The 14026-nt window shown below is 73.4% G+C and carries 12 protein-coding genes; 4 read left to right on the plus strand and 8 right to left on the minus strand.

What is annotated here, in order from left to right:
* Positions 1-49 precede the first annotated feature (49 nt).
* The 3 genes from AC069T_RS21770 to AC069T_RS21780 are packed head-to-tail and all read left to right on the plus strand — an operon-like array spanning position 50 to position 3908.
* Positions 50-472 carry a DUF6507 family protein gene (locus AC069T_RS21770; protein WP_476754338.1) on the plus strand — a complete coding sequence of 141 codons (423 nt, stop codon included), beginning with the start codon at positions 50-52 and terminating at the stop codon, positions 470-472.
* Positions 469-3048 carry a hypothetical protein gene (locus tag AC069T_RS21775; RefSeq protein ID WP_478784319.1) on the plus strand — a complete coding sequence of 860 codons (2580 nt, stop codon included), beginning with the start codon at positions 469-471 and terminating at the stop codon, positions 3046-3048. Before AC069T_RS21770 ends, AC069T_RS21775 begins: the two co-directional genes overlap by 4 nt.
* On the plus strand, positions 3048-3908 hold the full coding sequence (locus tag AC069T_RS21780) for an immunity 49 family protein (RefSeq protein ID WP_478784320.1): 861 nt from the start codon (positions 3048-3050) through the stop codon (positions 3906-3908). The genes AC069T_RS21775 and AC069T_RS21780 overlap by 1 nt, the downstream gene beginning before the upstream one ends.
* A 19-nt stretch (positions 3909-3927) precedes the next feature.
* Here AC069T_RS21780 and AC069T_RS21785 read toward each other — a convergent pair whose 3' ends face one another.
* The 3 genes from AC069T_RS21785 to AC069T_RS21795 all read right to left on the minus strand — a co-directional run bounded on the left by AC069T_RS21785 (position 3928) and on the right by AC069T_RS21795 (position 8032).
* Positions 3928-5697: an ABC transporter ATP-binding protein gene (locus AC069T_RS21785; protein WP_478784321.1), complete on the minus strand. Its 1770-nt coding sequence runs from the start codon at positions 5695-5697 to the stop codon at positions 3928-3930.
* Between the two features lie 83 nt (positions 5698-5780).
* On the minus strand, positions 5781-5912 hold the full coding sequence (locus tag AC069T_RS21790; RefSeq protein ID WP_478784322.1) for a hypothetical protein: 132 nt from the start codon (positions 5910-5912) through the stop codon (positions 5781-5783).
* A gap of 320 nt (positions 5913-6232) precedes the next feature.
* Complete coding sequence (locus tag AC069T_RS21795) at positions 6233-8032, minus strand: bifunctional metallophosphatase/5'-nucleotidase (protein ID WP_478784323.1); 1800 nt, start codon at positions 8030-8032, stop codon at positions 6233-6235.
* A gap of 234 nt (positions 8033-8266) precedes the next feature.
* On the opposite strand from AC069T_RS21795, the gene mshD reads away from it, so the two are divergent.
* Positions 8267-9193 carry a mycothiol synthase gene (mshD, locus tag AC069T_RS21800; protein ID WP_478784324.1) on the plus strand — a complete coding sequence of 309 codons (927 nt, stop codon included), beginning with the start codon at positions 8267-8269 and terminating at the stop codon, positions 9191-9193.
* 137 nt (positions 9194-9330) lie between these two features.
* Here mshD and AC069T_RS21805 read toward each other — a convergent pair whose 3' ends face one another.
* From AC069T_RS21805 to AC069T_RS21825, 5 genes are read right to left on the minus strand one after another with little or no spacing between them, the layout of a single operon-like run.
* The gene (locus AC069T_RS21805; protein ID WP_478784355.1) at positions 9331-9984 is read right to left on the minus strand and encodes an ABC transporter; all 654 of its coding nucleotides are present in this window, start codon (positions 9982-9984) and stop codon (positions 9331-9333) included.
* A complete protein-coding gene (locus tag AC069T_RS21810; RefSeq protein ID WP_478784325.1) occupies positions 9981-11525 on the minus strand; it encodes an ABC transporter permease in 1545 nt (514 codons plus the stop codon). The genes AC069T_RS21805 and AC069T_RS21810 overlap by 4 nt, the downstream gene beginning before the upstream one ends.
* The gene (locus tag AC069T_RS21815; RefSeq protein WP_478784326.1) at positions 11522-12403 is read right to left on the minus strand and encodes an ABC transporter ATP-binding protein; all 882 of its coding nucleotides are present in this window, start codon (positions 12401-12403) and stop codon (positions 11522-11524) included. Before AC069T_RS21815 ends, AC069T_RS21810 begins: the two co-directional genes overlap by 4 nt.
* Positions 12400-13260 (minus strand): cupin domain-containing protein, encoded by an 861-nt coding sequence (locus tag AC069T_RS21820; protein WP_478784327.1) that lies wholly within the window; start codon positions 13258-13260, stop codon positions 12400-12402. Before AC069T_RS21820 ends, AC069T_RS21815 begins: the two co-directional genes overlap by 4 nt.
* Entirely contained in the window at positions 13257-13799 is a 543-nt protein-coding gene (locus AC069T_RS21825) for an RNA polymerase sigma factor (protein WP_478784328.1), read from the minus strand. The genes AC069T_RS21820 and AC069T_RS21825 overlap by 4 nt, the downstream gene beginning before the upstream one ends.
* Between the last annotated feature and the right edge of the window lie 227 nt (positions 13800-14026).

A 14026-nucleotide genomic window follows, 5' to 3' on the forward strand; every position in this document is an offset into this window, starting at 1 on the left:
GAATACGTGTCTGATGAACGTGACTGTCAAAGGCTTTACGGGGGCTGGAATGACAGCTTGGGACATCGATCCCGTCGGCGTGCAGGCCACGCTGACGACGACCGGCGAGGCGGGCGGGGACCTGGAGAAGGCCGCCACCTCGCTGGTGACGAACATGGCGAGCGCGGCGTCCTCGGCGGGGACGGCCGTGCCCGGAGGGCAGTTCCACGGGCCGATGATCGGCCCGGTGCCGGCCGGCACACCGCGCGTACCGGTGGGTCCGGTCGCCGCCGCGCTGAGCCAGTACCTGGAGGAGCGGCAGAAGAAGCTGGCGTTCATGGCGCAGCGGACCGCGAACTCGATGCGAGGCGCGGTGGAGGCGACCAACGCGTACAACAAGGGTGACCTGGACATGGCCGCCGACGCCCAGGCGGCGGCGCTCAAGGAACCGAAGATCGACCTTCCGGGCGCTCCCGCGGGCGGTGCCAAGTGAGCGACCAGACCGCACTGAACCCGGACGAGATACCGAAGTTCACCGGCAGCCTGGAGCAGTTGGAGAAGGACGTCTCCGCGCTGGGCAAGGACGCGACCCACCTGTGGGAGGCCGGATCCCACATCGACACCCGCTTCAAGGGGCTCTCCGCCCACTACGAGGCGCCCGAGGCGGAGAAGCTGTTCGCCACCACCGCTCCGGTGGCCAAGGCGGGTGACGAACTGCGCACCGAGGTGGGCACGGTCGCCTCCGCGCTCTCCGCCTACGCGACGGAGGTCCGTCCCCTCGTCGCCAAGTTCGAGAGCCTGCGCCACGACGCGGCCGCCTTCGCGAGCAGCATCGCGGACGACGACGACTGGCGCGAGGACGCCGACCTCGTCGACGAGAACAACGCCCGGCGAGGCGAGGTCAACGCGGCCTGGGCGGCGTTCCAGGCCGCCGAGCGCACCTGCTACGGCAAGATCGTCGCCCTGATCGGCGGCGCCCCGCTCACCCTGAACGACGGGTCCAACAAGGAGGGCATGTACGGCTACCGGGCCGAGGACCTCAACAACGCCCAGGGTCTGCCCTGGGGCGACCCGGTCGAGGAGTCCACGCCCTGGTACCAGATCCACGAGCACCTGTGGGACTTCACCAAGGGCTTCTTCGTCGACGGCGTGTGGGGCACCGTCAAGGGCCTCGGCACGCTCGTCGGCTTCGACGGGTGGGACGCGGCGGGCCAGGCCTGGACCGGTCTGGGCAAGCTGCTCACCGGCCTCGTCATCACCGGCATGCCCATCGTCGGCAGCGCCTACTGGCTGGCTCCCGACGACAAGCTGCCGTCGTGGCTGCGCGACTCCCGCACCGCGGTCGTGGAGACCGGCAAGGCTCTGATCGCCTACGACGAGTGGGGCAAGAATCCCTCGCGCGCTGCGGGCGCCGTCACCTTCAACGTCCTCACCACCGTCTTCACCGGCGGTGCGGGCACCGCCGCGAAGACCGGCGCCATCGCCAAGGCCATCTCCTTCGCGGGCAAGGCCGGCCGCATCGTGGACCCGATGACGTACGTCGCCAAGGGCATCGGCGCCGGTGTCACGCGGCTCGGGGACGTGATGGCCAGCCTCAAGGCCGTCACCAACGGCACGTACATCAAGCTCGCCGACAGCACGTTCAAGATCACCGATCAGCCGCTGAAGACCGACGTCCTGCCCGCGGGCCTGACGCCCGAGAACACGGTCCGCATGGAGACCCCGAAGGGCGAGGTCGTCTACCTCGACACCAAGACGCTGGTCATGCACAACGCGGACGGCACCGTGCGGGAGTCCCTCGCGGACATCGCGCACGAGGGCACGGCCGCCGAGCGCGTCACTTCCGAGCACGCGGCGCCCGGCACGGGCGGGCGCGAACTCGCGGGCGTCGGCGCGCACTCCGCGGACACGGCGGGCACCGTGGGCCGTGGCGGCGACCCCGTCGGCGGCACGGGCGGTCCCCGCGGCACCGGCGGCACCGGCGGTCATCTGCCGGGGAGCCACACCACCGATACGCTGCCGCCCCGCGGGCACGACACCGGCGGCACGGGCGGACCGGGCGGCCTGGACGATCTCGACAGCCTGGGCCACGGCGACGACGCCCTCGACGCCGGCCGGAACGCGGACGACGCCTCTACTCCCACCGGCGGCGACCACACCCCCGGCGAGCCCGGGGGCGGGCGCCCGGCGGAGACCGGACCGCGCGAGATCATGCGGCGCCACGTCGACCTCGCCAACAACGACCCGGCCTGGTTCAAGGAGCACTACCGGTCCAACGGCTACCGCAGGTTCGCGGACCAGGAGGTCTTCGGCCAGCGGCTGCCCACCCTGGTGCCCGATCCCGCCCACCCCGGCACGTGGATCTCCAAGAGCGACCTGCCGCCCGCGACCCCGGCGAAGTACCTCGACCCCAACCCCACGGTCGGTTCGCGTGTCGACGTCCCGCCCGGCACACTGCGCCGGCTCGACGAATGGGCGCACACGCGCCAGCAGGCCATCACGGCCGACAACACCGCCGAGGCGAGCCTGGAGTCGGCCGAGAAGGCGTACAAGGCGCATCCCACACCGGAGCTGGCGGCCGCCCGGGACCTGGCCGAGGCCGCGCACTCGCCGCTGCACGGCGACATGCTGAAGCAGAGCGAGCTGTTCGGCGAGAACGTCGCGGAGACGCACGCCATACCCGAGCACTACCCGAACGCGACCCGCGTGGACGACGGCGCGTTCGGCAACAACCGCTTCGACCAGGTCTACCGGACGTCCGACGGCAGGTACGTCGTCGTCGAGGCCAAGGGCTCGACCAGGGCCGGCCTCGGTGAGCGGACGAGCCACCTGGGCAACCGGGTGCAGCAGGGGACGCGGGAGTACTTCCAGACGATCCTGCACGAAATGGAGAAGCGCGCCCAGGCCTCGAACAACGCGGACGAGATGGCCCTGGCACAGGACCTCCGCCGGGCACTCAAATCCGGTGACGTGGATTACGTGCTGGTGAAGGCCGACGCCACCAAGGCCGGTAAGTACGCTGGCTACCAGATGAAGCAGTTCGACATAGGCAAGCCCGGGAGTAACTGATGTCCACACGAGTGCCTCGTCACGAGTTTCCCGGTGGGGATCCCACCCGGATCCTCGAAATGAGCGACCAGGGCGCGATCGAACAGATCGAGGACCTCGAAGAGGCGCCGGAGATGTTCGGGCTGACCTTCAGCAGCACCCTGAGCACCGCGGCGCTCCACTGCCTCCACGACCCCACTGCCAACACCTCCGAGACCTGGGAGGCCTGGGTCGCCGCGATGCAGGTCGGCTCCGCCCTGTTCGCGGCGGCCACCGCCGGTACGGACACCGTTGAATGCGTCATCGCGCACAAGACGCGGACGATCCCGGCCACCGGCCCGAAGCACTTCACCGATGCGGGCAACTGGATCACGGCGTTCTGGCTGGCGATCGTCTGCCGCGACCAGAACCGGATGACACAGCTCTCCGACGTGCCCGTCGACGTGCTGCGCGCGTCCGGCGCGGTCTACGACGACTACATCTACGACTGGGTCGACGCGCTCCAGACGTACTGGGCGGAACGGCCCGGGCTCGGCGAGAAGTTCTCCGCCGCCTTCCGCGGGACGGATCCGGACGGCCTCCGGGTCGCCGACCGGGAGCTGATGCTGAAGATCCTCTACCCTCCGCTCAACCTGTTCCTGCAGTTCCTGAAGCGGGACGTGGAGCAGTTCAACGCCGGGCTCGTCCAGGCGCTGCGGCTGCACAAGGAGTACTGGACCAAGGACGAGGACCGCAGGCTGTCCACCGACGGCGCGGTGGCACTCGGCCCGCTGGCCGTCGCCTGCCTCGCCCTGGACGTCGGCATGCCCGTCGAGGTCGAGTCCGAGTACCTGCCCAGACATCTGCTGACGCGCAGCTGGCTCGGGGAGTTCCCCACCTGAGGTGTTCCCCGGAGCGGGGCTACGCGCCGCCGGCGACCGGGGCGGGCGCCGGATCCGGTGCCCGCCCCGGCGCCGCCAGTCGCGCGTAAACCCCGTCCCGGGCCAGCAGTTCGTCGTGGGTGCCCGTCTCCACCAGCCGGCCGCCGTCCACGACCAGGATGCGGTCCGCGTCGGGGGCCGGCCCCAGATCATGGGTGATCATGATCGTCGTGCGTCCGGACATGAGCCGGCGCAGCGGCCGGACGACCCGGCGGGCGGCGACCGGGTCGAGGCCGGCGGTCGGTTCGTCGAGGACGAGGACGGGCGCCGCGCGGAGCATGGCGCGGGCGATGGCGATCCGCTGGAGCTGGCCTCCGGACAGGGTCGCCGTGCCGGGGGCGATCACGGTGTCGTACCCGCGGGGCAGCGCGGTGACGAAGTCGTGGGCGGCCGCCTCCCGCGCGGCCCGCTCGATGTCGGCGTCCGTCGCCCCGGGCCTGCCGCACGCGATGTTCTCGCGGATCGTGCCGCGCAGGACGAGCGTCTCCTGGGGCAGCAGCGCGATGTTCTCGCGCAGGAACTCCAGCGGTACGCCGGTGAGCGGGACGCCGTCCAGGCGGATGACGCCCGCGGTGGGGTCGTGGAAGCGGGTCAGCAGCGCCGCGAGCGTCGACTTCCCGGCGCCGCTCGGGCCGGTGACCAGGACGAGTTCGCCGGCGTGCGCGGTGAGGTGCACGTCGTGCAGGCAGTCGCGGCCGGCGCCGGGGTGGCGGAAGGACACGCCGTGGAAGCCGACGTGGCCGCGCACGGGCCAGGGTTTCACGGGGTCGGCGGGGTCGGTGACGGCCGGTTCGGCGTCGAGGATCTCCTGGATCCGAGCCGCGCCGGCCGTGGCGGCGGTGAGCGTCAGGCCGAGCCCGCCGAGGTTGCGGACGGGCGGGTAGAGGTAGCCGAGGAAGGCGGCGAAGGCGAGCAACTCGCCCAGGGACATGCGGCCCCGGCCGATCTCCCAGGCGCCGAGGCCGATCACGGCGAGCACGCACAGCGTCTCGACGACCTCGACGAACTGCTCGTACATCTCGCTCGCCCGCGCCCCGCGCACCGACGCGCGCAGCCAGGCGTGTGCCTCGCGGTCGAGCCGCTGCTCTTCGGCGCGGCGGCGGTTGTACGCCTGGGTCAGCACGATGTTGGCGAGGGACTCCTCGACGACGGAGGTGATCGCCCCGTCGGCGGCGCGCTCGTCCTGGGAGGCATGCCTGATCCTGCCGGCGAAGCTGCGGGCGGCGATCAGGAAGAGGGGGGCGAGGACGAAGGTGGCGAGCGCCAGGTCCCAGCGCAGCCAGAGCGCGGCGGCGGCGTAGAAGAGGGCCGAGAAGACGGCCGAGACCGTGCCGACCACGCCGGAGACGACCATCTGTTCGATGGCCTCGACGTCGCCGGTGAGCCGTTCGACCAGGTCGCCCCGGCGGTGCCGCTGGAAGAAGTGCGGCGGCAGGTCCTGGAGGTGCCGGAAGGCGTTCGCGCGCAGGCGCAGGACGAATCTCTCGGCGGTCCACACGGCCAGTGAGTTGCCGAGGTAGCCGACGGCCGCGCCGAGCACGGCCACGCCGAGCCAGGCACCGGCGGGCCCCCAGAACGCGGAGAGCGAGCCGTCGGCCAGCGCGCCGTCGGTGAGGTCCGCGACGAGCAGGATGGACGCCGTCTCGGTGAGCGCGGACATCACCACGCAGGCCACGACGAGCGCCAGCCAGGTGCGGTCGCCGCGGGTCAGCGGCCAGAACCGCGCGAAGGTGTCCCGCACGTCCCGCATGTCGACTTCCTTTCCCGGGTCGCGAAATGGCCGAGGCGGGGCCGCCGGACGGATCCGGGGCCCCGCCTCGTGGCGGGCGGCGGTCAGCGGCCCTGACGGCTCACCGGGCGGCGCGGGGCGCCCTTGGCCTTCGGCGCCGGCTTGGCGGGCTGGTGCGCCTTCTTCGGAGCGGCCTTCCGGTGCTTGCTGACGGGGGCGATCTTGTGGAAGCTCATGGTGTTCTCCTTTTCCCTGCGGGTGGATTTCCTTTGCCGTGAGCGCTGTTCGCTTTCGACAAGGAAAACGTTACGGGACCGGGGAGCCGGAAAGAACCAATTCCGCTGAGACCTCGATGAATTGCGGCTGAGTGCATTTTCAGGAGACCTGCGGAACCAATTCGCCACTCACACAGACTTTATGAAGGACCTCACCTGGAATTTACCGGGGAATTGGACAGGAAAAGAGAAAGGGGGCCCGCGATGTGCGGGCCCCCGAGCCCGCGATGCGCGGACCCCTCGGTCCTACTTCACGACCGTGATCCGCGGACCCCTCGGTCCTACTTCACGACCGTGATCCGGTCGGCCGTCGGCACCGAGTAGGGCGCCGCGGCCGAGGAGTTGGCCGTGAGGTACGCCTCGAGCGCCGCCAGGTCGTCGCCGCCGACCCGCACGTTGCCGCCCTTGCCGAGCTCGGTGAAGCCGTCGCCGCCGCCTGCGAGGAAGGAGTTCATCGCGACGCGGTAGGTGGCGGCCGAGTCGACCGGGGCCCCGTTGAGCTTGACCGAGTCGGCCACCACGCGCGCGGCACCGGACTTGGTCAGGTCCAGGGTGTAGGTCAGGCCCCCGGAGACCTGGAGGATCTTCGGGGCGCTCTCGTTCGCCCCGCTGACCTGCTGCCGGAGACCGGTGATCAGCTGGGCGCCGGTGAGGTCGACCAGGTTGACGGTGTTGGCGAACGGCTGGACCGTGTACGCCTCTCCGTACGTCACCACGCCGTCGCCCTCGCCCGCGCTCGACGCGAAGGTGAGCCCGGCCCGGATGCCGCCCGGGTTCATCAGCGCGACGTCGGCCTCGGGGTCGACGGACTTGGCGTAGGCGAGCTGCGCGTCCGCGATCAGGTCGCCGAGCGGGGACTCCGTGCCGGAGTTGGGGATCTCACCGGCGATGTATCCGATCGGGCGGGAGGCGACCGGGGCGGCCAGGGTCTTCCACTTGGTGATCAGGCCGGTCAGGTCGGCGGCCTTGGCCACGTCACGGGTGACCACGTGGTTCGCGGACTTCACCGCCGTACGCGCGATGTCGCCCGTCCAGCGGTCGTACGTCAGCGTGGTGTCCGTGTAGAGGCGGCCGAAGGACGCGGCCGAGGTGACCATGCGCGGGTTGCCCGCCGGGTCGGGGATCGTGCAGGCGTAGGCCTGGTGGGTGTGGCCGGTGACCAGCGCGTCCACGGCCGGGGTGACGTTCTTCGCGATGTCGGCGATCGGCCCGGAGATGCCGTCGCCGGCGCCGGGGCTGTCGCAGTCGTAGTTGTACGCCGTCGAGGCGGGCACGCCGCCCTCGTGGATCAGCGCGACGATCGACTTCACGCCCTGCTTCCTGAGCACCTTGGCGTACTTGTTGATCGTCTCGACCTCGTCGCCGAACTTCAGGCCCTTCACACCCTCGGCGGACACGATGTTCGGGGTGCCCTCCAGGGTCACGCCGATGAAGCCGACCTTGACGCCGTTCTTCTTCCAGACCCAGTAGGGCTTGAGGAGCGGCTTGCCGGTCGTCTCCTTGGTGACGTTCGCCGCCAGGTAGGGGAAGTCGGCGCCCTCGAACTCCTGACTGTCGTCGTAGCAGCCGTCCTTCGGGTGGCAGCCGCCGTTCTGGAGGCGGGCCAGTTCCGCGGCGCCCTCGTCGAACTCGTGGTTGCCGACGCTCGTCACGTCGAGGTCGAGCTTGTTCAGCGCGTCGATCGTGGGCTCGTCGTGGAAGAGACCGGAGATCAGCGGCGAGGCGCCGACCATGTCGCCCGCGGCGGCCGTGATCGAGTACGTGTTGCCCTTGCGGGCGTCCCGCAGGTGGGTGGCGAGGTACTCGACACCGCCCGCGTCGATGGTCTTGGTGGTGCCGTCCGCGTTCAGGTGCGTGACCCGGCCGGAGGAGCCGGTCGGCGGCTCCAGGTTGCCGTGCAGGTCGTTGAAGGACAGCAGCTGCACGTCCTGGTAACGGCCGCTGCCGTGGTGGTGGCGGGCGGTCGCGGTGTCCTGGCCGGCGCTCGCGGGCAGCGCGGCGGTCAGCGCACCGACGGTGGCGAGGCCTGCGGCGGCGGCGAGCATGCGGCGAGTACTTCTGTGCCGGGGCGTCGGCAGCATGGGTTCCCCCTGTGGGAGCGTGGTACGGCTGTGGCTTGGGCGCAGCCTAGGATCAACGCGCGTAGCGCAACAGGGGGGTTCGGGTTACGGACTGGTTGCCATCGCTTCCCGGCTGCCCGGATCGTCCCCCGCGCGGCGGCCCTCCCGAGCCGGTGGGCGGCCCGGCGGCGCCACGAACGGATCGGCCGCGCCCGGCTCCTTGTCCGGATATCCTCGCGCCGTACCCTCGTATCCATGACCAGCGACGACACCGCACCCGCAGCCTTCTCCCGCTCCATCGAGACCTGCGCGGAGCTCTCCCCCGGCCAGGCCCGGGCCGTGCTCGACCTGCTCGCCGAGGCCGCGCAGGCCGACGGTCAGCAGGCGGTGTCCGAGCAGGGGCGGCTGCGGCTGAGCGGCGGCGAGCGCGAGGGCGTGAGGCATCTGCTGCTGACGGTGGGCGACACGCTCGTCGGATACGCGCAGTTGGAGGACACCGACCCCGTGGAGGCACCGGCGGCGGAACTGGTCGTGCACCCGTCGCACCGGGGGCGCGGGCACGGGCGCGCGCTGGGTACGGCGCTGCTGGCCGCCTCCGGCAAGCGGCTGCGGGTGTGGGCGCACGGCGCGCACTCGGCCGCCCGGCACCTCGCGCAGGTGCTCGGACTGTCCCTCTTCCGTGAACTGCGCCAGATGCGGCGGCCGTTGACCGGTCTCGACCTGCCCGAGCCGGTGCTGCCCGACGGGGTCACCGTCCGCACCTTCGTGCCGGGCCGGGACGACACGGCCTGGCTCGCGGCGAACGCCGAGGCCTTCGCGCACCACCCCGAGCAGGGCTCCCTCACCCAGCGGGACCTGGACGACCGGACGGCGCAGCCGTGGTTCGACCCGGCGGGGTTCTTCCTCGCCTTCCGCGACGGTGAACTCGCCGGCTTCCACTGGACGAAGGCGCACGCCGAGGAGCGCCTCGGCGAGGTGTACGTCGTCGGGGTGCGCCCCGGCGCGCAGGGCGGCGGCCTCGGCAGGGCCCTGACGACGATCGGACTCCGCCACCTGGCCGCACAGGGCCTGCCGACCGCCATGCTGTACGTCGACGCGGACAACAAGGCGGCGGTGACCGTGTACGAGCGGCTCGGCTTCACGACCTACGAGACGGACCTGATGTACCGCACGGAGTCCTGACACCCCGCCCGGCGAGGAGGCCACCCCCACCGGGGCCGGAGTCCTGACACCCCGCCCGGCGAGGAGGCCACCCCCACCGGGGCCGGAGTCCTGACACCCCGCCCGGCGAGGAGGCCACCCCCACCGGGCAGCCGGGACTACCCGGCCGGGGCGGCCCGCCGGAGGCCGGACCCGGCCCGCCTGCGCCGGGGTTCCCGCGCACAGGTCACCCAGGCGACGGCCCCGGCGGCCAGGAGCAGCGCCCACTGGTGGTGGGCCGCGCTCCAGCGGTCGTCGGCCACGGAGACGAACGGGCTCCACCGGTGCGGCACCAGCAGCGGCGCGGCGATCGCCGTCACCAGGACCGCGACGGCCGCCGCCGTACCGGGCTCGGCCTCGTCCGAGAGGCGTACCCCCGCCGCGGCCGCGGCCAGCGCGAGGACGACGACGGCGGCCGCCTCCAGGCTGACGGCGCCCACCGGCGGGCGCCCCGCGTCCGGCACGAGGGCGAGGGCCGCCGCCCACCAGGCCGCGGCGAGCGGTGCGACGAGCGCGACGCGCAGGCCGGTGCGCAGCGGGCGCGGCGCCGGGACGGCCGCGGTGGTGTGCCGGGCGGGGTCGTCGAGGAGGAACACCAGCCCGAGGGCGCAGGCGAGCATCGCGGCCCGCAGCAGCGTCAGGGACAGCCGCTCGTCGGGCGGCCCGGAGAGCATCCGGGGCACGCCCGCGAGCAGCAGCCCCACTCCCCCGCCCGCCGCCAGTGACCGCCACGGCAGGGTCCGCGACACGGGCCGGACCAGGGCCCGGGTCATGCCCGGCACTCGTCGGCTCCCTTGGGCACCGGCACGTCCAGCAGTTCCGCCGCCCGTGCCGTGGTGGTCTTCGGGGAGACCAGCTCCGCCCAGTGCGCCTTCACCTTGGCGGTGATGCCGTAGCGCGGCTTCTCGAGCAGCTCGCGGACCACGTCGGCCTGCTGGGCGGTCATACCGAGCGGGTTCGTCGGGGTGAGCGCGATGCCCGAGCCGCTCGTGCGGTCGTCGAGGCGGACGCGCCGGAACGCGGCCATCGGGTCGGACTCGGCGCCCAGCGCGAGCCACATGACCGTCACCACGCGGGCGTCGCAGGCCTCGCTCATGGCGTTCTCGTCGCCCGCCACCAGGACCGAGGCGACGGCGACGGCGAACTCGGGCACCCGGGTGCCGCCCCAGCGCGTGCCGACGGTGACCCGGCCGGGCGTGCGGGACGGCTCCAGCGCGGTGTCGGCGTCCAGGCCGTACCGGGCGTCGAGGCTCTGCCGTACGGTCAGCCGGGTGCCCGCCGCGCCGCCGCCCGCGAGGGACCGCACGCGTTTCACGACCTCGGCCCACTCGGCCGTCCGGCCGGTCCACTCGGGGTAGGCGCAGTACGCGTCCCGGCCGTGGGTGCGGCAGGACTGCACCTTCTCCGGGCTGACGGACGCCTTCTCCCGGGCCGCGATCAGCCCGGCGGGCTCGCCGGACGACTGTCCGGCCACCCCGGCGCCGGTGGCGGCGAGTGCGGCGACCGTCACCGCGGCGAGCAGCCGGGTGCGGCCGCCGGCGGCGAGGACCGCCGCGCAGGCCAGGGCCGCGGCGAGGCCCGCCAGGTACAGGGCGTGCCAGGCGGCCGGGCGGCCCAGCAGGTCGGACGGGAGCGGTTCGGTGCCGGCGTCGGTGACGGCCGGCCACAGCCAGCGCAGCCAGGCGGCGTCGCTCAGACCGGCGGACAGGAGGGTGGCGAGGACCAGTCCGCCGACCACGAGCAGCGGGGCGGCGAAGGCGGAGGGGACCAGGCGGGCGAGCAGCACGCCGAGGACGCCCGCCAGCAGGACCGTCAGCGGGCCGACGGCCAGCTCGGCGGGCGAGCCGTGACCGACCGCGCCGGGCTTCAGCGCCGTGCAGGTGAAGTCGAGGGCGACCACCAGCGCGGTGACCGCGGCGACGGGGACGACGGACAGCGCGTGGGCCGCCGTACGCCGCCACGGCTCCATCAGCAGCACGCCGAAGGACTGGTCGGTGCCGCGCCGACGCGAGCGCAGGACGGCCCGGTTGGCGCAGACGAGGACGCCGACGGCGAGGAGCGCGGGCCGGTCCTGCGTGGCCCGGTCGGCGTCCTGGAGGGCCGGGAAGTCGTCCATGGGCTCGCGGCCGGACCACAACTGCCAGCAGGTGTAGGCGAGGTAAAGGACGAGCATGGCGAACACCGGTATCTGGAGGAACAGTTCGCGTGCCTCGAACCGGGCCAGCGCGAGCACCGCCGCGGTGCGGGGGCGCCGGCCGTCCGGGGTGGTGGGCGCGGTCCCCGCGGGAACTTTTTCCGTGACCGTGGCGCTCATGCCGCGACCTCCGCCGGCTCGCCGTCGAGCGTGAGCAAGTAGCCGTCCTCCAGGGTCGGTTCGAGCAGGTCCGCGCCGGGCGGCGGGTCACCGACGTTGCGGAAGGTGCCGGTGCCCGTACGCCAGCCGGCCTTCGCGTGCGGGGCGCGTTCCGCGCTGCTCCACACCCGGCCCGCCGCGCGTGCGGCCAGTTCGGCGGGGGTGCCCTCGAAGAGGATCCGGCCGCGGGCCATGACGATCACCCGGTGGCAGAGCATCGCCACGTCCTCGGTCTGGTGGGTGGACAGCAGGACCGTCCGCCCCTCCCCCGCCCCGGCGATCAGTTCCCGGAAGCGCATGCGCTGTTCGGGGTCGAGGCCGACGGTCGGCTCGTCCAGGACGAGGAAACCGGGGTCGCCGACGAGCGCGGCGGCCAGGGCGACCCGCTGCCGCATCCCGCCGGAGAGCTTCTTGATGCGCCGGGCGCGGACGTCGGACAGGTCGACGGCGTCGAGCACCCGCCGCACCTCGGCGTGCCGGGCGGCGCGGTCCGTCAGTTCCTTCAGGATCGCCACGTAGTCGACGAACTCGAAGGCGGTGAAGTCGGGGTGGAAGCCGGGGGTCTGCGGCAGGTAGCCGAGCGCGCGGCGCGCGTCCTGCCGGCCGGCCGTCGTGCTCGGGTCGTGGCCGAGCACCGTGAAGGAGCCGCGGTCGGCGGGCAGGGCGGTGGCGAGCACCCGCAGCAGGGTGGTCTTGCCGGCGCCGTTGGGCCCGAGGAGCCCGGTGACGCCGTCCCCGAGCCGCAGCGACACGTCGTCGAGGGCGGGGGTGCTGCCGTAGCGCACGGTCAGCCCGGCGGCCGACACGGTGGGGGCGGCCCCCGGGAAGGCGGAGGTCATGCGGCGCTCCTGTGGGTCGGGGTGGAGACGGTGGACGAGTCGAAACGGTCGCGGACGGCGTACAGCAGTCCGGCGGCGAGCAGGGCGACGCCCGCGGCGACGCCCTGGCCGGCCGCGGTGAACGGCGCGAGGACGCCCTCGGTCCTGCGGTCGGCCACCAGCAGCAGCCCCACCCACGCCCCGCCGGTCAGGACGGGCGCGGCGACCGGCCCGAGCCGGGGGGTCAGCGAGAGGGCGAGGGCGGTGAGGGCGAGCGCGGGCAGCAGCCAGGCGACCGCGCGCAGTCCGTACGAGGGCAGCGCGAGTGTGGCCAGGCCGTTGAGCCCGGTGCCGGTGGCCAGCACCGCGACGGTGCGGATCATCAGCAGCCGGAATCCGTGGGTCGGGGTGACGACGGCCATCTCGTACGTCGGGTCGAGGGCGGGCCCGTACGACAGCGCGACCCCGGCGAGCGGGAGCAGCGGCGCGAGGGCGAGGAACAGGGTGGGTGACTGCGCGGTGCGCAGCGCGGTCGCCGCCGCGAGGGTCGTCATCAGGACGGCGACGACGGCGACGAGCCAGGCGCGCCGCAGCACCGGGGTGGCGGCGAGCAGCCGTGCCGTGTGGTCGGCGACGCCGGCCCGTACCAGCAGGGATTCCAGGAGTCCGGGCCGCGGGGCGTCGAGTTCGGCGTCCAGGCGGGCCCATCCGGCGTCCAGCGCGGCCGGTCCGACGGCCTCGCCGAGGGCCTCCCGGCATCGCGCGCAGGCGGCGAGGTGGGCGTCGGCGGACCACAGCCGGGGCGCCGTCAGCTCACCTCGGGCGTAGGCCCGCAGGTCCTCCTCCGGCACGTGCCAGGTGGTGTCGTGTCCGCTCATGCCAGCGCCTCCCTCAGCTGCTTGCGGGCGCGTGAGGCCCGTGTCTTGACCGTGCCGGGCGGGATGCCGAGCAGGACGGCCGCCTCCCGGGTCGTGAGTCCGTCGATGACGGTGGCCTGGAGGACCGCCCGCAGTTCGGGTGAGAGCCGGGTCAGCGCGCCGGCCAGGTCGCCGTGCTCGACGCCCGCCAGCACCCGCTCCTCGGCGGAGGCCTCGTCCCGGTGCCGCAGCCGGGCCAGTGCCTGCCGCAGCCGCCCGCGCGCCCCGTCGCCGCGCAGGGTGTCGATCAGTCGGCGTGAGCCGACACGCCACAGCCAGCCGGCCGGGTCCCCCTCCTCGCGGTAGCGGGCGGTGCCGCGCCACACGGCGAGGAACGTCTCCTGCACGACGTCGTCGACCACGGCGGCGTCGGCGCAGCGGCCGCGCAGCCGCGCGGTCAGCCACGGCGCGAACCGCCGGTACAGCTCCTCGAAGGCGCGGCGGTCCGCGTCCGCCGCGATGGCCCGCAGCAGCTCCCCGTCGCTTCTCGTATCCCTCACGCCCCATCATCGGACGAGCCCCCCGGATCGGTTCACGACGGAGGCGAGGAGTTCTCCCGGGCCGGTCCGCGCACGTCGGGACGCCGTCCGCCCGCCGGTCCGCGCACCCCGCGGCGCCGTCCGCCGGGCCGGTCCGCGCACGTCGGGACGCCGTCCGCCCGCCGGTCCGCGCGCCCCGCGGCGCCGTCCGCCGGTCCGGTCCGCGCACGTCGGGACGCCGTCCGCCC

This window comes from Streptomyces sp. NPDC043867 (assembly GCF_056435845.1).

Bases quoted from the DNA above. Each gene is read 5' to 3' on its own strand.
- AC069T_RS21820 (WP_478784327.1), bottom strand. From the start codon at position 13,260: ATGAGCGGACACGACACCACCTGGCACGTGCCGGAGGAGGACCTGCGG.
- AC069T_RS21815 (WP_478784326.1), bottom strand. From the start codon at position 12,403: ATGACCTCCGCCTTCCCGGGGGCCGCCCCCACCGTGTCGGCCGCCGGG.
- AC069T_RS21810 (WP_478784325.1), bottom strand. From the start codon at position 11,525: ATGAGCGCCACGGTCACGGAAAAAGTTCCCGCGGGGACCGCGCCCACC.
- AC069T_RS21805 (WP_478784355.1), bottom strand. From the start codon at position 9,984: ATGACCCGGGCCCTGGTCCGGCCCGTGTCGCGGACCCTGCCGTGGCGG.
- AC069T_RS21785 (WP_478784321.1), bottom strand. From the start codon at position 5,697: ATGCGGGACGTGCGGGACACCTTCGCGCGGTTCTGGCCGCTGACCCGC.
- AC069T_RS21770 (WP_476754338.1), top strand. From the start codon at position 50: ATGACAGCTTGGGACATCGATCCCGTCGGCGTGCAGGCCACGCTGACG.
- AC069T_RS21780 (WP_478784320.1), top strand. From the start codon at position 3,048: ATGTCCACACGAGTGCCTCGTCACGAGTTTCCCGGTGGGGATCCCACC.
- AC069T_RS21795 (WP_478784323.1), bottom strand. From the start codon at position 8,032: ATGCTGCCGACGCCCCGGCACAGAAGTACTCGCCGCATGCTCGCCGCC.
- AC069T_RS21790 (WP_478784322.1), bottom strand. From the start codon at position 5,912: ATGAGCTTCCACAAGATCGCCCCCGTCAGCAAGCACCGGAAGGCCGCT.
- mshD (WP_478784324.1), top strand. From the start codon at position 8,267: ATGACCAGCGACGACACCGCACCCGCAGCCTTCTCCCGCTCCATCGAG.